At 68.6% G+C, this 19,791-nt stretch carries 22 protein-coding genes; 16 read left to right on the top strand and 6 right to left on the bottom strand.

Going from position 1 to position 19,791, the window contains the following annotated elements; genetic code table 11:
* Window positions 1-9 precede the first annotated feature (9 nt).
* The gene (locus BLW81_RS12170; RefSeq protein WP_173839609.1) at window positions 10-237 is read left to right on the top strand and encodes a hypothetical protein; all 228 of its coding nucleotides are present in this window, start codon (window positions 10-12) and stop codon (window positions 235-237) included.
* 72 nt (window positions 238-309) lie between these two features.
* Here BLW81_RS12170 and BLW81_RS12165 read toward each other — a convergent pair whose 3' ends face one another.
* From BLW81_RS12165 to BLW81_RS12145, 5 genes are read right to left on the bottom strand one after another with little or no spacing between them, the layout of a single operon-like run.
* Window positions 310-1,389 (bottom strand): ABC transporter ATP-binding protein, encoded by a 1,080-nt coding sequence (locus BLW81_RS12165; protein WP_083407398.1) that lies wholly within the window; start codon window positions 1,387-1,389, stop codon window positions 310-312.
* A 15-nt stretch (window positions 1,390-1,404) separates the two neighbouring features.
* A complete protein-coding gene (locus BLW81_RS12160) occupies window positions 1,405-2,289 on the bottom strand; it encodes a carbohydrate ABC transporter permease (RefSeq protein ID WP_083407397.1) in 885 nt (294 codons plus the stop codon).
* Window positions 2,290-2,291: 2 nt separating this feature from the next.
* Window positions 2,292-3,266 carry a carbohydrate ABC transporter permease gene (locus tag BLW81_RS12155; RefSeq protein ID WP_083407396.1) on the bottom strand — a complete coding sequence of 325 codons (975 nt, stop codon included), beginning with the start codon at window positions 3,264-3,266 and terminating at the stop codon, window positions 2,292-2,294.
* Window positions 3,266-4,624 carry an ABC transporter substrate-binding protein gene (locus tag BLW81_RS12150; protein ID WP_083407395.1) on the bottom strand — a complete coding sequence of 453 codons (1,359 nt, stop codon included), beginning with the start codon at window positions 4,622-4,624 and terminating at the stop codon, window positions 3,266-3,268. Before BLW81_RS12150 ends, BLW81_RS12155 begins: the two co-directional genes overlap by 1 nt.
* 25 nt (window positions 4,625-4,649) lie before the next feature.
* Window positions 4,650-5,660, bottom strand: a complete 1,011-nt coding sequence (locus BLW81_RS12145) for a sugar-binding transcriptional regulator (protein ID WP_268875596.1) — start codon at window positions 5,658-5,660, stop codon at window positions 4,650-4,652.
* Between the two features lie 100 nt (window positions 5,661-5,760).
* Between BLW81_RS12145 and BLW81_RS12140 the strand changes: the two genes are divergently transcribed.
* From BLW81_RS12140 to BLW81_RS12070, 15 genes are all read left to right on the top strand, one after another.
* Window positions 5,761-6,762, top strand: a complete 1,002-nt coding sequence (locus BLW81_RS12140; protein ID WP_083407393.1) for an NAD(P)-dependent alcohol dehydrogenase — start codon at window positions 5,761-5,763, stop codon at window positions 6,760-6,762.
* Window positions 6,759-8,180, top strand: a complete 1,422-nt coding sequence (locus BLW81_RS12135; protein WP_083407392.1) for a mannitol dehydrogenase family protein — start codon at window positions 6,759-6,761, stop codon at window positions 8,178-8,180. The genes BLW81_RS12140 and BLW81_RS12135 overlap by 4 nt, the downstream gene beginning before the upstream one ends.
* The gene (locus BLW81_RS12130; RefSeq protein ID WP_083407391.1) at window positions 8,177-9,115 is read left to right on the top strand and encodes a carbohydrate kinase family protein; all 939 of its coding nucleotides are present in this window, start codon (window positions 8,177-8,179) and stop codon (window positions 9,113-9,115) included. Before BLW81_RS12135 ends, BLW81_RS12130 begins: the two co-directional genes overlap by 4 nt.
* Complete coding sequence (gene ku, locus BLW81_RS12125) at window positions 9,115-10,053, top strand: non-homologous end joining protein Ku (RefSeq protein ID WP_083407390.1); 939 nt, start codon at window positions 9,115-9,117, stop codon at window positions 10,051-10,053. The genes BLW81_RS12130 and ku overlap by 1 nt, the downstream gene beginning before the upstream one ends.
* Before the next feature lie 229 nt (window positions 10,054-10,282).
* A complete protein-coding gene (locus tag BLW81_RS12120) occupies window positions 10,283-11,074 on the top strand; it encodes an SDR family oxidoreductase (RefSeq protein ID WP_083410484.1) in 792 nt (263 codons plus the stop codon).
* A gap of 12 nt (window positions 11,075-11,086) precedes the next feature.
* Window positions 11,087-12,163, top strand: a complete 1,077-nt coding sequence (locus tag BLW81_RS12115) for an NAD(P)H-dependent amine dehydrogenase family protein (RefSeq protein WP_083407389.1) — start codon at window positions 11,087-11,089, stop codon at window positions 12,161-12,163.
* A 32-nt stretch (window positions 12,164-12,195) separates the two neighbouring features.
* On the top strand, window positions 12,196-12,465 hold the full coding sequence (locus BLW81_RS12110; protein ID WP_083407388.1) for a hypothetical protein: 270 nt from the start codon (window positions 12,196-12,198) through the stop codon (window positions 12,463-12,465).
* A gap of 14 nt (window positions 12,466-12,479) precedes the next feature.
* On the top strand, window positions 12,480-12,758 hold the full coding sequence (locus tag BLW81_RS12105) for a hypothetical protein (protein ID WP_235632244.1): 279 nt from the start codon (window positions 12,480-12,482) through the stop codon (window positions 12,756-12,758).
* A 63-nt stretch (window positions 12,759-12,821) separates the two neighbouring features.
* Window positions 12,822-13,064, top strand: coding sequence for a hypothetical protein (locus BLW81_RS12100; protein ID WP_083407386.1), 243 nt, complete (start codon window positions 12,822-12,824; stop codon window positions 13,062-13,064).
* 76 nt (window positions 13,065-13,140) lie between these two features.
* The gene (locus BLW81_RS12095) at window positions 13,141-14,367 is read left to right on the top strand and encodes an Nramp family divalent metal transporter (RefSeq protein WP_083410482.1); all 1,227 of its coding nucleotides are present in this window, start codon (window positions 13,141-13,143) and stop codon (window positions 14,365-14,367) included.
* A complete protein-coding gene (locus tag BLW81_RS12090; protein ID WP_083407385.1) occupies window positions 14,367-15,428 on the top strand; it encodes a poly-gamma-glutamate hydrolase family protein in 1,062 nt (353 codons plus the stop codon). Before BLW81_RS12095 ends, BLW81_RS12090 begins: the two co-directional genes overlap by 1 nt.
* Window positions 15,428-16,513 carry a serine hydrolase domain-containing protein gene (locus BLW81_RS12085; RefSeq protein WP_157897674.1) on the top strand — a complete coding sequence of 362 codons (1,086 nt, stop codon included), beginning with the start codon at window positions 15,428-15,430 and terminating at the stop codon, window positions 16,511-16,513. The genes BLW81_RS12090 and BLW81_RS12085 overlap by 1 nt, the downstream gene beginning before the upstream one ends.
* Window positions 16,514-16,555: 42 nt before the next feature.
* Entirely contained in the window at window positions 16,556-17,320 is a 765-nt protein-coding gene (locus BLW81_RS12080) for a DUF1365 domain-containing protein (RefSeq protein WP_157897673.1), read from the top strand.
* Between the two features lie 2 nt (window positions 17,321-17,322).
* Entirely contained in the window at window positions 17,323-17,904 is a 582-nt protein-coding gene (locus BLW81_RS12075; RefSeq protein ID WP_083407383.1) for a sigma-70 family RNA polymerase sigma factor, read from the top strand.
* Window positions 17,901-18,617, top strand: coding sequence for an anti-sigma factor (locus BLW81_RS12070; RefSeq protein ID WP_083407382.1), 717 nt, complete (start codon window positions 17,901-17,903; stop codon window positions 18,615-18,617). The genes BLW81_RS12075 and BLW81_RS12070 overlap by 4 nt, the downstream gene beginning before the upstream one ends.
* Here BLW81_RS12070 and BLW81_RS12065 read toward each other — a convergent pair.
* On the bottom strand, window positions 18,614-19,714 hold the full coding sequence (locus BLW81_RS12065; protein ID WP_083407381.1) for a glutamate--cysteine ligase 2: 1,101 nt from the start codon (window positions 19,712-19,714) through the stop codon (window positions 18,614-18,616). The two genes, BLW81_RS12070 and BLW81_RS12065, sit on opposite strands and share 4 nt — an antisense overlap.
* Window positions 19,715-19,791: the final 77 nt, after the last annotated feature.

Genomic DNA, 19,791 nt, shown 5'->3' with positions numbered 1-19,791 from the left:
CGTGAATCCGTGGTGAGAGTGATCGCGGCGGTGCTGATCGCGCTGGTCTCGGTGGTCGCGGCGCCGCACGCCGCGGCCGACCCGGAGGACCTGGTGCCGTACTGCTCCGGCGACCAGACGCCGATGGACAACAACTGCCGACCGATGGCGCATCAGGAGTTCACCCACGGCTCGGGGCTGGACCCGAACCTGCCGAGTGGCCTGACGCCCGGCAGCGTCGCCGCCATCAACGACTGAGCCCCGAGCGGCCAGTTACGCGACGTTTTCCGTGTCTTACCGCGCGATAACTGGCCGTTCGGCGCGCGGGAACTAGTTGATGCGCTCCCCGGTCTCCGGGTGGAACAGGTGCACCGCACCTTCAGGGTGCCTGCGCACCCGCACCGTGTCGGCCAGTCGCGGCGCGCTGCGCGGATTGCAGCGCGCGACCAGTTCGACGCCGGACCCGGCATGGGTGTACACGTAGGCCTCGCTGCCCAGGTCCTCGACCAGGTCGACGACGACCTCGACGCCGCCGGACTCGGTGATCTCCAGCTGCTCGGGCCGGATGCCGAAGGTGACCTCCGACAGGCCGGCCTCGCTGAGCTTGGTGAGCTGGTCGCGCTCGAGTTCGAGCGTCGAGTCGCCGACCTTGACGCCGTCCGGCGCGATCGGCAGCGTCACCAGATTCATCGCGGGCGAGCCGATGAACCCGGCGACGAACGCGTTGGCGGGCTTGTCGTACAGATCGTTCGGCGAGGCGAACTGCTGCAGCTTGCCGAACCGCAGCACGGCCACCCGATCGCCCATCGTCATCGCCTCGACCTGGTCGTGGGTGACGTACACCGTCGTGGTACCCAGCCGGCGCTGCAGCGCGGCGATCTGCGTGCGGGTCTGCACGCGCAGCTTGGCGTCGAGGTTCGACAGCGGCTCGTCCATGCAGAACACCTGCGGTTCGCGCACGATCGCGCGGCCCATCGCCACGCGCTGACGCTGACCACCCGACAGCTTGGCCGGCTTGCGGTCCAGGAATTCGGTGAGGTCGAGGATCTTGGCGGCCTCCTCGACCTTGCGGCGCCGCTCATCGGCGGGCACGCCGCGCAGCTTGAGTGCGAAACCCATGTTCTCCGCGACGGTCTTGTTCGGGTACAGCGCGTAGTTCTGGAACACCATCGCGATGTCGCGGTCCTTGGAGGGCACGCCGACCATGTTCTTGCCGCCGATCTCGATGGTGCCCTCGTCGATCTCCTCGAGCCCGGCCAGCATCCGCAGCGCGGTGCTCTTGCCCGACCCGGACGGGCCGACCAGGACGATGAACTCACCGTCGGCGATGTCGAGGTTGAGCGAGTCGACCGCGAGCTTGTCCGAGCCCTCGTAGATGCACGACGCGTTGTTGTACGTGATTGATGCCATTGTGAGTTGACTCCTCTACTTGATCGCGCCGAACGACAGTCCGCGCACCAGCTTGTTCTGGGCAATCCACCCGCACAGGATCACGGGCAGCGCGGCCATGGTGGCGGCCGCCGACAGCACCGCCCAGTACTGACCTTCACCGGCGATGAAGCCGACGAGGTAGACGGGCATCGTCTGAGCGTTCACCGCGGTCAGGTTGACCGCGAAGAAGAACTCGTTCCACGCGAAGATCACGCAGATCAGCGCGGTCGCCGCGATGCCGGGCGACACCAGCGGCAGGATCACCTCGCGCACCGACCGCCACAGGCTCGCGCCGTCCAGGCTGGCCGCCTCCAGCAGTTCGCCGGGCACCTCGAGGAAGAACGACCGCATCATCCACACCGCGATCGGCAGGTTCATCGCCGTGTACAGCACGACCAGCGCCCAGATGTTGTCCAGCAAACCGATATTCGACACGATCACGTACAGCGGCAGGATCACCGCCACGATCGGCAGCATCTTCGTGCTCATGAAGAAGAACAACGCGTCCTGGGTCTTGCGCACCGGGCGCAGCGACAGCGCGAACGCCGCGGGTGTCCCCAGCAGCAGTACCAGAATCGTCGACAACCCGGTGGCGAACAACGAGTTCAGCATCGACGGCCCGATGCCCTGGTCGAACACCGCGCCGTACTGGTCCAGCGTCGGGGTGAAGAACAGTTTCGGCGGGCTGGTCGCCGCGTCACCCTCCTGTTTGAACGACGTCAGGATCATCCAGAACACGGGGAAGAAGAACCCGAGCCCGACGAGCCAGGCCACCACTCCCCACACGGAGAACTTGCCGGACTTCTTCTTGGGCTTGGCAACTGGTTCGGCTGCCGCCGTTGTCTTCTCGGTGCTCCCAACAACGGGGTGGGTAGTCATCTCTAGGCCGCCTCTTCCTTGCCGGTGAACGATTTGAAGATCAGTCGCAGAGCGAAGTTGGCGATGATGATCGTGAAGATGACCACCACGACGCCCATCGCCGCCGCCTGGCCCATGTCGAAGCCCAGGAACGCGCGTTGGTAGATGTAGAACGGCAGGTTCGCGCTCGCGATGCCCGGTCCGCCCTGCGTCATCATGTAGATCGCGTCGAAGGTGTTCATCAGGTAGATCGCACCGAGGACGACCCCCAGTTCGATGAAGCGCCGAAGGTGCGGCAGCGTCAGCTCCCGGAAGAGCGCGAACGCGCCGGCACCGTCGACTCGACCGGCCTCCAGGATGTCGCGAGGCATCGACTGGAGGCCGGCGAGGATCAACAGCATCATGAACGGCGTCCACTGCCAGATCAGTTCGACCATCACCATCGCCAGCGGGAACTGCCCGATCCAGTCGACCTTGCCGATCCCGACCAGCGACAGCACCCAGTTGAGGATGCCGTTGTTGGGATCGAGGATCGTGGTCTTCCAGATCAGCGCGGCGGCAACGGGTGTGACGAGGAACGGGGTGATCAGCAGGGTCCGCACGATGCCACGGCCGAGGAAGGCGCGGTCCAGCAGCAGCGCCAGCAACAGGCCGAAGAACGCCGACAGCAGCACCACGCCGACGATCAGGACCACCGTGTTGAACGCGACGGTCCAGAACTGGCTGTCCTTGGCGACCGTGACGTAGTTCTGCAGCCCGACGAACTCACGCGAGCCGGGCCGCACCAGGTTCCACGACAGCGTCGAGTAGTAGAGCGTGAACAGGAACGGGATCTGCGTGACGATGATCATGAAGATCAGCGCGGGCAGCAGCGGTCCACGGCGGCGCCACGCCTCGGCGCGGCTCACGCCGACGCTCTGCGCCTCGCGGATTTTTCGGACCCGTTCGGCCGCCGCGAGTTCGCCGGCATCGGCCTTGGTGTCAGCGGTTACGGTCATCACTTCTCCTGATAGGTGCGGCCGACGACCTCGGCGTACTGCTGGGCCTGGTCGAGCGCTTCGTCGACGGACTTCTGACCGGCGATCGCGGCGCTGATCTGCTGGCTCACCCGGGTGCCCAGATCCTGGAACTCGGGGATGCCGACGAACTGAATCCCGGTGTAGGGCACGGGTTGTACGGTCGGTTGATCCGGCGTGGCCGATTCGATCGAGCGCAACGTCAACGGCCCGTAGGACTGCGAGATCTTCTCGTACTCGGGCAGTTCGGTGTACGTCGAGGTCCGGCTGCCCGGTGGCACCCGCGCCCAGCCGAGCTTCTCGCCCACCAGCTTCATGTAGTCCTTGCTCGTCATCCACGAGATGAACTTCCAGGCGCCGTCGGGGTTCTTCGCCGCCTTCGGGATGCCCAACGCCCAGGTGTAGAGCCAGCCGGAGTTCGGCTTCTCGACGATGGGCGCCGGCAGGTAGCCGATCTTGCCGACCAGTTCGGGATACTCCTGCGGGTCCTCGAGCACCGACACCGCCGAGGTCGCGTCGTACCACATGGCCGTCTGCCCCTGGCCGAACAGGTTGGCGCACTCCTGGAAACCCGTTGCGGCCGCGCCGAGTTCGCCCGAGCGCTTGACCAGGTCGACGTAGAAGTTCACTGCCTCGCGCACCTTGGGACTGTTCAGCTGCGCGTTCCACTGCTCGTCGAACCAGCGCCCGCCGAACGTGTTGATCACCGTGTCCAGCGGTGCGAGCACCTCACCCCAGCCGGGCTTGCCGCGCAGGCAGATTCCGGCCCGGTCGTCGGTCTTGAGGGTGTCCGCCCACTGGGCGACCTCCTGCCAGGTGGGCTGGTAGTCCGGCGACTGGTCGACAGTGATGCCGGCCTGCTCGAACAGGTCCTTGCGGTACATCAGGAACGACGACTCGCCGTAGAACGGCACCGAATACATGTCGCCCTCGTAGGACAGCGATTCGCGCAGCGAGGAGATGAAGTCGCCCTCGTCGTAGCCGGGAGTCTGCGCGGCATACTCCGAGAGGTTGCGCAGCCAACCGTCTTTCGCCCACTGCGGGGTCTCGAAGTTGCTGATCATCACGACGTCGAACTCACTGCCGCCCATCGCCGCCGACATCGTGATCTTGGCGCGCGCCTGGTTCTCCGAGAGCGTGACGAACTTGAGCTTCGTCCCCGGGTTGGCGGCCTCGAACTCCGACGACAGGTCCCTGGCGTCGGTCATCTGCGAGTTCGACACCATGGCGATCGTGACCTCGTTGTCAGAGGCGCCCAAGCTGCCCGCACCCGAACAACCGGCGGTCAGCGTCAACCCCACGGTGGCCAGACCCGCGGCCAGTCTTCGTAGTGCTCTCACTTCACCTCACCTTTCACTGTGCGTATCACTGGCTCAACAGCCAATGGGCACAATCGATGTCACACACCAGCAGCTTGGCCAGCTTGCCGCGCAGGGCGCCGAGCGTGGCGTGATACTTCGTGGCGCCGCTCGAGATCAGCAGCGTCTTGTCGCAGTTGCGGATGTCTTCCAGCGGCACCGAGACGGCCCGCTGCTGCAGCTCGGTGACGACCGGCGCGCCGTGCGCGTCGAAGAACCGGCCGCCGATCTCGCCGACCGCGCCGAGCGACACCAACTCGTCGAGCATGCGGGTGTCGAGGAAGCTGCCCTCGAACAGCGTCGTCGACGTCGACACCGCGCCCACCCCGAAAAGCATCAGGTCGGCGTGCCTGCCCGCTTCCAACGTGCGGGAGATGACCGAGTCGTTGCGCATCGACGCCACCGTCGACGGGTCGGCGTACAGCGGCGCTGGCAGCCGTAATGTCGTGGCCCGCAACGTGTCACCGGCACGGGTGAGGATGAACTCGGTGCCGGTCTGGTATGCCGCCGTCGACATGGCGCCGTCGAGTTGCACCACCGCCCGGCAACTGGCCACGCCGGGCGTCAGCGCGCTGGCCACCGCGACCTGCTCGGGCCCCCAGGTGAACCCGAGCACATCGTCGGGAGACAGCCGGCGCATCAGCAGGGCGGCGGCGGCACGCCCGACGCTGGCGTACGACGCGGGCCGGCCGGGTGCGCCGATCTCCACGCCGTGGCCGGCCACCACCGCCTCGGTCAGCCCGAACCGCCGCTCGAGCTCGCGTTCCTCCTCGGCGTGCAGGTCCTCGGTCATCTCCGGCGGGACGGCCACCTCGATACGCACGAGCCCCTTGGCCTTCGCGCGGGCGACCAGGCGCCCGGCGGTGGGTCGCGAGACGCCGAGCCGCGACGCGATCTCGGCCTGCGTCAGCCCGTCGAGGTAGTACATGGTCGCTGCCCGCAGGGCCAGCCGGATGTCGTCGGGCGTCGAGCCGCTCCTGGCGACCGCCCCGGCAACTTCGCCGTTCGACCGTGTCACTGACCCTCCTCGGCTGAGCATATGCTCAGGGGTGCGAGTAGATGCTCATGACGTTAGCATGGTGAATGTGACGCACACAACACCTTTGCCGGACACCCGCATGCGGGCCGCGGTCCTCGTCGAACCTGGCCGAATCGAACTGCAGGACCGGCCGGTCCCCCGGCCCGACCCCGGTGACGTGCTGATCCGGGTGTCGTCGGTGGGGGTTTGCGGATCGGACACGCACTACTACCGGCACGGCCGGATCGGCGACTTCGTCGTGACCGCGCCGCTGGTGCTCGGCCACGAGGCAGCGGGCACGATCGTCGACGTCGGCGCCGGAGTCGACCCGGCGCGGGTCGGCCAGCGGGTCTCGATCGAACCGCAACGGCCCGACCCCGACAGCGAGGAGACCCGGCGCGGGCACTACAACCTGTGCCCGCACATGCGGTTCTTCGCGACCCCTCCCGTCGACGGCGCGCTGAGCGACTACGTGACGATCGGCGCCGAGTTCGCCCATCCGATACCGGACACCATGACCGACGAGGCCGCCGCGCTGTGCGAACCGCTGTCGGTCGGGATCGCCTCGATCCGCAAGGCGGGTGTCGACGGCAGATCCCGGGTCCTGATCGCCGGGGCCGGTCCGATCGGCATCGTGCTCACCCAGGTCGCGCGGGCCTACGGGGCCACCGACATCATCGTCAGCGACCCCGACGCAGCCCGGCGTGACCGGGCGCTGTCGTTCGGCGCGACCGAGGTGCTGGACCCGACCGCGGGCCCGCTGCCCGACCTCGGGGTCGATGCGTTCATCGACGCGTCCGGGGCGCAGTCGGCGGTCGCCGACGGAATCCGCGCCGTGCGGCCGGCGGGCAACGTGGTGCTCGTCGGGTTGGGCGCCGAGAACATGGAATTGCCGGTGCAGGTGATCCAGAACCGGGAACTGGTGCTCACCGGCGTGTTCCGCTACGCCAACACCTGGCCGACCGCGATCGCACTGGTCGAGTCCGGGCGCGTCGACCTCGACGCGATGGTGACCGCGCGGTTCCCGCTGGAGAGCACCGCCGAGGCACTGGACGCCGACCGCACACCCGGTAGCGTCAAGACGGTGGTGACCGTGTCATGAAGCTCGACAACTCCGCCCTGGCACAACTCGACATTGCCAAGCCCACCTACGACCGCTCCGAAATCTCGGTCGGCATAGTGCATTTCGGGGTCGGCGGCTTTCACCGGGCGCATCAGGCCATGTACGTCGACGCGTTGATGGAACAGGGCCTGGCCGCCGAGTGGGGCATCTGCGGGGTCGGGGTGATGCCCGCCGACCGCCAGATGGCCGAGGTGATGGCGGCCCAGAACGGGCTCTATACCCTGATGCTCGAGAAGCCCGACGGCACCCGCGAGGCGCGCGTCATCGGTTCGATCATCGATTACCGCTATGCCCCCGATGATCCGGAGGCCGTGATCGAACTGCTCGCGGCCCCGAGCACGCGCATCGTCTCGCTGACGATCACCGAGGGCGGTTACAACATCGACAACCTCGGCGAGGGCGTGACGGTGTTCGGTCTGGTCGCCGACGCCCTGGCGCGTCGCCGGGAGCGGGGCATCGGCTCACCGACGATCGTGTCGTGCGACAACATCGAGGGCAACGGTGACGTCGCGCGGTACGCGTTCACCACCCACGCCGACCGTGCGTATCCCGGTCTCGGCGAATGGATCACCGCGAACACGAAGTTCCCCAACTCGATGGTGGACCGGATCACCCCGGCGACCACCGCCGAGTCGATCGACGTCGTGGCAACCGAATTCGGGGTCGACGACCGCTGGCCCGTCGTCGCCGAGCCGTTCACCTCCTGGGTGCTCGAGGACGACTTCTGCGACGGTCGCCCGCCGTTCGAGGAAGTCGGCGTGCTGCTGGTCGACGACGTCACACCCTACGAGCTGATGAAGCTGCGCCTGCTCAACGCCAGCCATCAGAGCCTGTGTTACTTCGCTTATCTCGCGGGCTATCGGCTGGTGCACGATGCCGCCGGCGACCCGCTGTTCGCCGAGTTCCTGCAGGCCTACATGGACGACGAGGCTACGCCGACGCTCAAACCCGTGCCCGGCATCGACCTGCCCGACTACAAGCGCACGCTCATCGAGCGATTCGCCAACCCGGGCGTCAAGGACACCGTCGCCCGGTTGTGCTACGGATCCTCGGACCGCATCCCGAAGTGGCTGCTCCCGGTCATCAGGGAGAACCTCAAGACCGGTGTGCCGATCCGGCTGTCGGCGGCCACGGTGGCCAGTTGGGCGCGCTACGCCGAGGGCGTCGACGAGCAGGGCGAGCCGATCGACGTGCAGGACCAACTCGCCGACACGCTGGTCCCGCTGGCCCGCAGCCAGCGCGACAACCCGACCGCGTTCATCGAAAACACCGCGGTCTTCGGCGATCTCGCCGCCAGCGAGCGGTTCGTCGAGGCCTACGTATGGGCGTTGGAGTCGCTGCACCGCGACGGCGCGCGGACCACGCTGCAGGCGCTGATGAGCCAGGACACCGCATGACCGGGCGGGCCCTGGTGATCGGTGAAGCGCTGATCGACATCGTCGAGCGCGGCGGCGAGATCGAGGGCGAGTACGTCGGCGGCAGCCCGCTCAACGTGGCGGTCGGCCTGGCGCGGCTGGACCGCGACGTCGAGTTCCTCACCCACATCGGCACCGACGACCGCGGCCGCCGCATCGTCGACTACGTCGAAGCGTCCGGCGCGCAACTGGTTTCGGGCAGTACCACCGCACAGCGCACACCGACGGCCCGGGCCATGCTCGACGAACACGGTTCGGCCCGCTACGAATTCGACATCGACTGGCAACTCGCGGGCACCCCCGAGGTGGCGCCGCCGCTGGTCGCCCACAGCGGCTCGATCGCGACGATGCTCGAGCCGGGCTGCCGGGCCACCGCGGCGCTGCTCGACACCTACCATCCGTCGGCGACCGTGACGTTCGACCCGAATGTGCGGCCCGCCCTCGTCGATGACGAGACGGCGGTGCGCGGACGCATCGACCGGCTCATCGAACGGTGCGACGTGGTCAAGGCCAGCGACGAGGACATGTCGTGGCTCGACCCGGACCGGTCGCCCGAGCAGATCGCCCGGACGTGGCTGGCGCTGGGGCCCTCGATCGTCGCGGTGACGATGGGCGGGCAAGGGGCGTTCGCGGTCTGCGCGGCGGGCACGGTCCGGGTGCCCGCGTTCAAGGTCGACGTCGTCGACACCGTCGGCGCCGGCGATGCGTTCATGACCGGGCTGATCGATGCGCTGTGGACGCTCGACCTGCTCGGCGCGCAGCGCCGCCGCGACCTTGCGGCCATCGACACGGCGGCGCTGACCGAGGTCGTGCGCACCGCCGCGCTGTCCTCGGCGTTGACGGTGGCGCAAGCCGGCGCGCAATTGCCTGATCGAGCTACCCGCGATGCGGCCTGGAAATCAGCCATACTGGGTTGATGCGTTCCATATGGAAGGGATCGATCGCGTTCGGCCTGGTGAACGTCCCGGTGAAGGTGTACTCCGCGACGCAGGACCACGACGTGAAGTTCCACCAGGTGCACGCCAAGGACAATGGGCGCATCCGCTACAAACGGGTCTGCGAACTCGATGGTGAGGAAGTCGAGTACCGCGACATCGCCAAGGCCTACGAGTCCGACGACGGTCAGACGGTGATCATCACCGACGAGGACATCGCCACGCTGCCCGAGGAACGCAGCCGCGAGATCGAGGTCCTCGAGTTCGTGCCGGCCAGCGACATCGACCCGATGATGTATGACCGCAGCTACTTCCTCGAGCCCGAGGGCAAGTCGTCGAAGTCCTACGTGCTGCTGACCAAGACCCTCAAGGAGACCGACCGGGTCGCGATCGTCCACTTCGCGCTGCGCAACAAGACCCGGCTGGCGGCGCTGCGGGTGCAGGACTTCAGCAAGCGCGACGTGATGGTCATCCAGACGCTGCTGTGGCCGGACGAGATCCGCGATCCCGATTTCCCGGTGCTCGACAAGGAAGTCGAGATCAAGCCGGCCGAGCTGAAGATGGCCAGCCAGGTCGTCGACTCGATGACCGACGACTTCAACCCCGACCGCTATCACGACAATTACCAGGAACACCTCCACGAGTTGATCCAGGCGAAACTCGAAGGCGGCGAGGCGTTCACCACCGAGGAACAGCCGCAGGAACTCGACGAGACCGAGGACGTCTCCGACCTGCTGGCCAAGCTGGAGGCCAGCGTCAAGGCGCGGCGTGAGAGCGGCAAATCCGACGGCGACGGGGACAAGCCCGCCAAGAAGAGCGCCGCGAAGAAAGCCCCGGCCAAGAAGTCGGCGGCCAAGAAGGCCCCGGCCAAGAAGTCGGCCGCCAAGAAGTCCCCGGCGAAGAAGGCCGCCAAGAAGTAGTCGCGTAGGAGTAGGCCCTGCGGTCGGGGTCCCGGCACAGAAAACCCCGGGGCCCCTCGAGTCCCACCGATCAACGTTTTGCGGCGAGTCACCCGTACTTCTCCTGCAGAAGGCGTGCCGCTGCGACGTTTGTGATTGGCGAGGCGTGAATTAGAACGTGTTTCAGAAACCGCTCACGGGCGGTGCGCCTCCCTGCTACGGTTCGCCGGGCGAGGGAAGGATGCCGATCGTGATTCTTGACAGATTTCGGCTGGACGACCAAGTCGCGGTGGTGACCGGAGCGGGCCGCGGACTGGGCGCCGCGATGGCGGTCGCGTTCGCGGAAGCCGGTGCGGACGTGGTGATCGCGGCGCGCACGCAGTCACAACTCGAAGAGGTCGCCGGGCAGATCCAGGGCGTCGGACGCCGTGCGCACATCGTGGTGGCGGACCTGGCTCACCCCGAGGACACCGCCGCGCTGGCCGGCGCCGCCGTCGAGGCGTTCGGGAAACTAGACATCGTCGTCAACAACGTCGGCGGCACCATGCCGAACGCGCTGCTGAGCACGTCGACCAAGGACATGCGCGACGCGTTCACGTTCAACGTCGCCACCGCGCACGCGCTGACCACCGCCGCGGTGCCGCTGATGCTCGAGCACTCCGGCGGCGGCAGCATCATCAACGTCACCTCGACGATGGGCCGGCTGGCCGGCCGCGGATTCGCCGCCTACGGCACCGCCAAGGCCGCGCTCTCGCACTACACGCGGCTGGTCGCTCTCGACCTGTGCCCGCGCATCCGGGTCAACGCGATCGCGCCGGGCTCCATCCTGACGTCGGCGCTCGACATCGTCGCCTCCAACGACGAGTTGCGCGACCCGATGGAGAAGGCCACCCCGATGCGCCGGCTCGGCGAGCCCGCCGACATCGCCGCCGCCGCGGTGTATCTGGCCTCACCGGCCGGCAGCTACCTCACCGGCAAGACGCTCGAGGTCGACGGCGGCCTGACGTTCCCGAATCTCGACATGCCCATCCCGGATCTGTAGAGAGGATCTCCGATGACGATCAAGGTCGCCGCCATCGGCACCGGCAACGTGGGACGGCACGCGCTGGCCCAGCTGATCAACGACCCGCAGTACGAACTCACCGGCGTCTGGGTGTCCTCGGAGTCCAAGGCCGGTAAGGACGCGGGTGAGCTTGCCGGCCTTGATGTTTCGACCGGCGTCACCGCGACCACCGATCTGGACGCGATTCTCGCGGGCGCGCCGGACTGCGCTGTCTACACCGCGATGGCCGACAACCGGCTGCCTGAGGCGCTGGAGGACTACCGCCGCATCCTGGCCGCGGGCGTCAACGTCGTCGGCAGCAGCGCGGTCTTCCTGCAGTACCCGTGGCAGGTGCTGCCCGACGAGCTGGTCAAGCCGATCGAGGAGGCCACGCAGGCGGGCCAGTCGAGCGTATTCGTCAACGGCATCGACCCCGGCTTCGCCAATGACCTGGTGCCGCTCGCGCTGGCGGGCACCTGCCAGCGCATCGAGCAGGTGCGGTGCATGGAGATCATCAACTACGACACCTACGACAGCGCCACCGTCATGTTCGACGTGATGGGCTTCGGCAAGCCGCTCGACGAGATCCCGATGCTGTTGCAGCCAGGCGTGCTCAGCCTGGCGTGGGGTTCGGTGGTGCGGCAACTGGCGGCGGGGCTGGGCATCGAACTCGACAAGGTCGTCGAGACCTACGTCCGCGAGCCCGCGCCGGAGGACTTCGACATCGCGTCCGGCCACATCGCCGAGGGCACCGCTGCGGCGCTGCGCTTCGAGGTGCAGGGCATCAAGGACGGCAACGTCGCCGTGGTCCTCGAGCACGTCACCCGGCTGCGCGACGATCTGCACCCCGACTGGCCGCAGCCTGCGCAGGAGGGCGGGTCGTACCGCATCGAGATCACCGGAGAGCCGTCGTACACCGTCGACCTGTGCCTGAGCAGCCCTAACGGCGACCACAACCATGCGGGTCTGGTCGCGACGGCCGCTCGCGTCGTCAACGCGATCCCGGCCGTCGTGGCCGCCGCGCCAGGTATCCGGACCACCCTCGACTTGCCGCTGATCACCGGAAAAGGGTTGTACGCTGTGCGTTGAGGCCGGGGTAGACCAGACAAAAGGACGTGCCTATGCGGACCACACTTCGTTATCTCGCACCGGTGATCGCTTTGGGCGGCATCGCGGCGGCGGGTTTTGTCGCGGCACCGCTGGCGGGGGCCGAACCGGCGAACCCGACGCTGCCGCAGTGCGTCGACACCGGCGGCGCGCAGGCCATCGGCGGGTCCACCACCGAGTGCGCCACCCCCGGCAACGTCTCGATCAATGCCACCCCCGCCGAGCAGGAGTACGTCGGCCCGTGGGGCAGCATGTGGGAAGGCGACGGTTTCTTCTTCCCATGAGGGCTTGTGCGGCAATGCTTCTCGCAGCAGCGGGCCTGACCGCGGCTCTCGTCGTGGCGCCGACCGCGGCCGCCCAGGGTAGTCCGTCGGTCCCGCAGTGCGTCGACACCGGCGGTGCGCAGGCCATCGGCGGCACCACCACGCAGTGCGCCACCCCCGGCAACGTCTCGATCAACGCCACCCCGGCCGAACCCACGTACCTGTACCCGTGGGACGACGAGTTCTACGGACCGGCATTGATCATCGGCGGTTTCGGCGGGGGCTTCCACGGCGGTGGCCACGGCGGCCGCTGACCGCTCGCCGCGGCGGAACAAAGCGCCGCGGGCATCAGTTGAATGGCCTTAGGAGGCCACCCCATGAAGTCTTTGTCCCGTTACGTCGCACCGGTTCTCGCAGCAGCCGGCATCGGCGCGGCGATCGTCGCCGCCCCCGCCGCCGCCGCCGCTCCGCAGTGCACGAACATCGGCCCGAACACCACGCAGTGCCAGACCAACGGCAGCTCGCAGATCGTCACGTCCCCGTCCGTGCAGACCAGCCCCTACTGGGGTTGGCCATGGGGCGGCGGCATCTCGATCAGCCTCGGCGGCTGGGGCAAGTAACCCCCGCCTGACACCACCGCCAGGTTTCGGCTAACCTAACTTTTCTATTCGCAACACCGGATAGAGAGTGGGTTTGGTGATCCAGCGCAGCGAGGCCCGTTTGCGCCCGAGTTGGGTGCTGCTCGGGCCGGCGTTCGTCGCCGCCATCGCCTACGTCGACCCGGGAAACGTCGCCGCCAACGTCAGCGCGGGCGCCCAGTTCGGCTTCCTGCTGGTCTGGGTGATCGTCGCCGCCAACGCGATGGCGTGCCTGGTGCAGTACCTGTCGGCAAAGCTCGGACTGGTCAGCGGGCACTCGCTACCCGAAGCGGTCGGCGCCCGGATGCGCAGGCCGACCCGGCTCGCCTACTGGCTGCAAGCCGAATTGGTCGCCATGGCAACAGATCTCGCTGAGGTCGTCGGCGGGGCCATCGCGCTGTACCTGTTGTTCGACCTGCCGCTACTCACCGGCGGCATCATCACCGGCGTCATCTCGCTACTCATGCTGATGGTCAAGGACCGGCGCGGCCAGCGGACGTTCGAGACCGTGATCACCGGCCTGCTGGCGGTCATCGCGGTCGGCTTCCTGGCGAGCCTGTTCGTCTCCGCGCCGCCGGTCGCGGAGGTCGCGGGCGGGCTGGTGCCGAAGTTCGCCGGCACCGAGAGCGTGCTGATCGCGGCGGCGATGCTGGGCGCGACCGTGATGCCGCACGCGGTGTACCTGCACAGCGGCCTGGCCCGCGACCGGCACGGCCACCCCGAACCGGGTCCGGCGCGGCGGATGCTGCTGCGGGTCACCCGCTGGGATGTCGGCGTCGCGATGGTGATCGCCGGCGCGGTGAACCTCTCGATGGTGCTGGTGGCCGCCACCAATCTGCAGGGCCTGGAGAACACCGATTCGATCGAGGGCGCGCACGCGGCGGTCGCGGACACGCTGGGGACGACGGTCGCGCTGCTGTTCGCCATCGGCCTGCTGGCGTCGGGCCTGGCGTCGTCCTCGGTGGGCGCCTATGCCGGCGCGATGATCATGCAGGGCCTGTTCTACCGGTCGATCCCGATGGTGCTGCGGCGGCTGATCACGCTGCTGCCCGCGCTGGTGATCCTCGCGATCGGCGTGGACCCGAGCCGGGCACTGGTGCTGTCGCAGGTGGTGCTGTCGTTCGGCATCCCGTTCGCGTTGATCCCGCTGATCCGGCTGACCAGCGACCGCTCCCTGATGGGCGAGGACACCAACCACCGGCTCACCACGATCGCGGGCTGGGCCATCGCGGCGCTGATTAGTCTGTTGAATGTGGTGCTGATCTACCTCACCCTGACGGGTTGATGCACGTCTACTTCGCCTACGGGTCGAACCTGAACGTGACGCAGATGGCGTTGCGGTGCCCCGATGCGGTGAACCCGCGGCCCGCCAAGCTCGCCGACCACGACTGGCTGATCAACCAGCGCGGCGTCGCGACCGTCGAACCGTTCGACGGGTCCGAGGTGCACGGCGTGGTCTGGCAACTGTCCGACCACGACCTCGCGGTGCTCGACAGCGCCGAAGGGGTGCCCGTGCGCTATCGCCGCGACCGGCTCACCGTGCACACCGACGACGGGCCCGCCGAGGCCTGGGTCTACATCGACCACCGCGTCGAACCCGGCCCGCCGCGGCCCGGATACCTGGAGCGGATCATCGACGGCGCCGAGCACCACGGGTTGCCGCAGCGCTGGGTGGACTTCCTGCGCCGCTGGGACCCCGCGCACTGGCCGAGCCGCCCGAAGGGCATCGAACCGCCTGCCCCGCAATCACTTTCGGAGCTGCTGTCACAGCCCGGCGTGACCGAGTCGAGCATCCTGCGCTCGCGGTTCGGGTTCATGGCCATCCACGGCGGCGGTCTGGAGCAGATGACCGACGTGATCGCCGAACGCGCCGCCGACGCCGCAGGTGCGTCGCTGTACGTGGTACACCACCCCGACCACTACGCGCACCACCTGCCGTCGGCGCGCTATCTGGCCGAGGAGTCCGAGCGCCTCGCCGAGTTTCTCGACCACGTCGACGTCGCGGTGTCGCTGCACGGCTACGGCCGCATCGGGCGCAGCACGCACCTGCTCGCCGGGGGCGGCAATCGCCAACTCGCGCAACACCTTGCAGAGCATGTCCGGGTGCCGGGATACGACGTCGTCACCGACCTCGCCGCGATCCCCCGCGAGCTGCGCGGCATGCATCCCGACAACCCGGTCAACCGGATGCGCGACGGCGGAGCGCAACTCGAACTCACCCCGCGGGTGCGCGGGCTCAGTCCCCGCAGCCAGCTACCGAGCGACGACGGCCTGAGCCCGGCGACCTCCACCCTGATCCACGGCCTGGTCGCCGCCGCGCATTCGTGGCCACTACGCTCGGCGTAGTGCGCTTCGCGATCATCGCGGCCCTGACCCTCTCGGTCCTCACCGCCGCACCGGTACACGCCCAGCCCTCCGCCGTCGACACCGCACTCGCGCAAGCCGTCGCCGATGACGACCTCGCCGGTGGTGTCGCCGTGGTCCGTCACGGGCCCGACCTGAGGCGCTACGCGGCCGGGTTCTCCGACGTCGACACCGGCACGGGTTTCGCGCCCGACACCCACGTGCGGGTCGCCAGCATCACCAAAACCTTTGTCGCCGCGACGGTTCTGCAGCTCGTCGGTGAGGGCAGCGTGGACCTCGACGCCCCGATCGAGCGTTATCTGCCCGGCCGGATCCGCGGCGACGGGATCGATGCGAGCGCGATCACCGTGCGCCAGCTGCTGCGTCATCAGAGCGGCCTGCCCGAGTACTTCGACGAGGTCACCGAGGTCCCGACCGAACCGGTCACCGGCGAGCGATTGCTCGACATGGCGCTCACCCGGCCTGCGCAGTTCGCGCCCGGAACCGAGATGAAGTACACCAACACCAACTACATCATCGCCGGGTTGCTCGTCGAGAAAGTGACCGGCGTTCCCGCCGCCGTCGCGGTCACCGCGCGAATCATCGTGCCGCTCGGGCTGTTCGACACCTACTTCCCGGCTCCCGGTGATCGGCGGTTGCGGACGCCGTTCGCCCACGGCTACGAGCTCGTCGACGGCGTGCGCACCGACGTCACCGAGTTCAACGCCACCGCGGCCGGGACCGCCGGCGGGCTGGTGTCCACCAATGAGGACGTCACGACGTTCCTCACCGCGCTGCTGGACGGGCGGGTCGTGCCCGCCGGATTGCTCGAGCAGATGCAGCAGACAGTGCCCATGCCCGACGGCGACGGCGTCCTCGACTACGGGCTCGGGTTGGGCCGGGTGTCGCTGCCCTGCGGTGTGACCGCCTGGGGGCACGGCGGAGACCTGCCCGGCTACCACAGCTTCATGGCCAAGACCGTCGACGGCCCGGCGATCTCGATGACGCTGACGCAGGAACCGCACGCGAGCTCACCCATCGAGGACCCGCGCGGGGCGGTGCTGGACGCGCTGTTCTGCCGCGCCTGAACGCACACCCATCCGCGGCGGGCGCGGCTCCGAATACCCGATGTGGACCCCTGCCTGTACCGGACCCGGATCACGCACCTGCGGCGCGCGCCGGTGCACCACTACTTCGAGCACCACGGCTACAGCTGGTACGTCGACGTCGACCGGCTGCCCTCGATGCCGCGCTGGCTGCGGCCGTTCGCGCGGTTCGACCCGGATGATCACCTCGAGGGCACACCCGGCGACACGCTGCGCGAGCGTGTCGACGCGTTCCTGGGCGCCCACGGCATCGAACTGACCGGCGGCCGCATCACCGCGCTGCTGCAGGCGCGGGTGCTCGGGTACGTGTTCAACCCGGTCACCCTGTACTGGTGCCACGACGCCGACGGCGTGGTGCGCCACGTCGTGATGGAGATGCACAACAACCGCGGCGGGCGGCACGCCTACCTGCTGCCGCCGGGTCCCGACGGCATGTCGCTGGCGCCCAAGAAACTGCGCGTCTCCCCGTTCAACGGCGCCGACGGCCACTACCTTGTGCGGGCCCCGCATCCCGATGAGGAGCTCGACGTCACGGTGTCCCTGCACCGCCACGACGAGCCGGCGTTCGTCGCGACGGTGCGCGGGACGCGGCGGGCCGCCACCCTGCGCGCGGTGCTGCGGTTGCAGTTCACCGCACCACTGGCGCCGCTGATGACCGCGGTGGATCTGCGCGTGCAGCACCTGACGCTGTGGCTGCGCCGGGTGCCCGTCGTCCGCGACACCGGACGGGTCATCGAAAGTTGTCCTGCCTCAACCAGTTTGGTGACGCATGCGGCCACATCGCGATAACCATGACGGTGCTGACGCCGGTGGCTAGGCTACCGCTCGTGACAACCGACCTCGACGAGTTGCTTCGCCAGGTGGCCCAGCAGGACGTCGAGGCGTTCGCCACGTTCTACGACCGGACCCGCGCACGGGTCTTCGGGCTCATCTCGCGGGTGCTGCGCGATCCGGGCTACAGCGAGGAGACGACGCAGGACGTCTACCTGCAGGTGTGGCGCACCGCCGGCGGATATGACCCGTCGGCGGGATCGGCGCTGGCGTGGCTGATGACGCTGGCGCACCGGCGCGCGGTGGACCGGGTGCGCTCCGAACAGGCGGCCTCCCAGCGGGAGAACCGGTACGGCGCCGCCACCGCCGATCTGCCCACGGACCACGTCTCCGATTCGGTGATCCTGCGCGACGAACGCCGCCAGGTGGCCGACTGCCTCGGCTCGCTGACCGATGTGCAACGCGAGTGCATCCAGCTCGCCTACTACGACGGCCTGACGTACGTGCAGGTGTCCGAACGGCTGTCGGCCAACCTCGCCACGATCAAATCGCGGATGCGCGACGGCATCCGCGGCCTCCGCAAGTGTTTGGGGGTGGCATGACCGAGCCCATGAACACCGACCTCATCGCGCTCGCGGCACCGTACGCCTTGCACGCGATGACCGACGCCGAACGCGCCGACGTCGACCGTCGGGTGGCGGCCGCGCCGCCCGCGCTGGCGCAGGCGTTCACCGACGAGGTGCGCAGTGTGCGCGAGACCATGGCGGTGCTGTCGGCCGGCACGGCCGTCGAGCCGCCAGCCGACCTGCGTGCGCGGCTGCTCGCCGAGGTCCGCGAACCCGAACCCGCGCCGGTGCGCGAACTGCGGCCGCGCCGGTGGCAGAAGCCGGCACTGGCGGCCGCGGCCGCGCTCGTGGTCGGGCTCGGCGCGCTCGGCGTCGGCCTGGCGTTGCGTCCGGCGCCGAGCGTGTCGACCGCCGAGCAGGTGTTCGCCGCGCCCGATGTGCGGACGGTGTCCGGCGAGATCCCGGGTGGCGGCACCGCGACCGTGGTGTTCTCGCGGGAGAAGGACGCGGGCGTGCTGGTGATGAACAACGTCACCCCGCCGCAGGCCGGCACCGTCTATCAGATGTGGTTGGTCGACGAGAAGGGCGCGCATTCGGCGGGCACGATGGACTCGGCCGCGGTCGCGCCGTCGACCACCGCGGTGCTGCCCGATCTCGGGGACTCGCGGACGCTGGCGTTCACCATCGAACCGCCCGGCGGTTCGCAGCGCCCGACCGGCGCGCCGTTCGCCGAACTGCCGCTGGCCTAGGTGCCTTCGAGCGTCGCCTCGGCGACCGCCTCGACCACGTCGCGCACGTCGTGCCCGTGCTCCCAGGCCCGGCGCTGCCGGGTCGCGCCGTTGCCGTGTTCGGCGACGCGGCGTAGTCCGTCGACGACGAGGTCGTAGTCGCCGACGTCTTCCAGGGCGGGTCGGACGTACTCGACGAGGCGGTCCAGCAGCGTCAGGGCGGGCACCCGGTCGTGGCCTTCGACGAGATCCACCGCGTCACCGTCGATCCCGTCGCGGGCGGACTTCCAGTAGGCGGCCTTGAGTGCGTGCGGCGCCAGCGGCGGCGTCGGTTCGCCGCGTCGTTCGTCGTCGAGCGCCGTCATCACCGCGGCCCGGGTCAACGCGGCCAGCAACACGGTGTCGGCGACCGTCGCGGGCACGTCGGCGACGCGCACCTCGATCGTCGGGAAGTTCGCGGACGGCCGTACGTCCCAATAGACCATGCCGTCGTCGAGCATCGCCCCGGCCTGCTGCATCATCCGCACGACCGCGTCGTACTCGTCGACCGAGTCAAAATGCGGAGGCGGTCCCGCGCTGGGCCACCGGGCCCACAGCACGCTGCGCCAACTGGCGTGGCCGGTGTCGGAGTTGCGGTAGATCGCCGAGTTGGCGCTCAGTCCGAGCAGGCTGGGCAACCACGGCCGCAGCCGGTTGCTGACGCGGATGGCGGCCTCCCGGCTGGGCACCGCGACATGCACGTGGCATCCGCAGATGCCTTGCTCGTGGGCGATCATGCCGAACCGCTCGGCGATCTCGCGGTAGCGCGGGGTGTCGGTGATCGGAAACTCGTGCGGCAGGGTCGGCGGCAACCCGACCGCCAGCAGGCGGGCCCCGGCCGCAGTCGCGGCCTCGGCGGTGTGGCGACGCAGTTCGAGCAGCTGCTCGGTGAGCGCGCGGGTGGAGCCGACGACCTCGGTCGCGGTCTCGACCTGGCACGTCGTCAGCTCGAGTTGCAGGTCGACGCCGCGGTTGGCGGCCTCGGCCGCGACGGCCTCGTTGCGCGCGACGGGTTCGCCGCTCGCCAGGTCAACGAGCAGGAACTCTTCTTCGACGCCGATCGTGGGATGAGTGGCCATGGGCAGAATATTGATCCGGCCCATCGGAATGGTTCACGACGGGCCGGATCGGGCAGCAAGTCCTTCAGGTCTGTGGA

This window comes from Mycolicibacterium rutilum (genome assembly GCF_900108565.1).
In the GTDB taxonomy this organism is placed as follows: domain Bacteria; phylum Actinomycetota; class Actinomycetes; order Mycobacteriales; family Mycobacteriaceae; genus Mycobacterium; species Mycobacterium rutilum.
The sequence above is the reverse complement of the archived record's forward strand: the minus strand, read 5'-3'. Positions and strand labels throughout refer to the sequence as shown.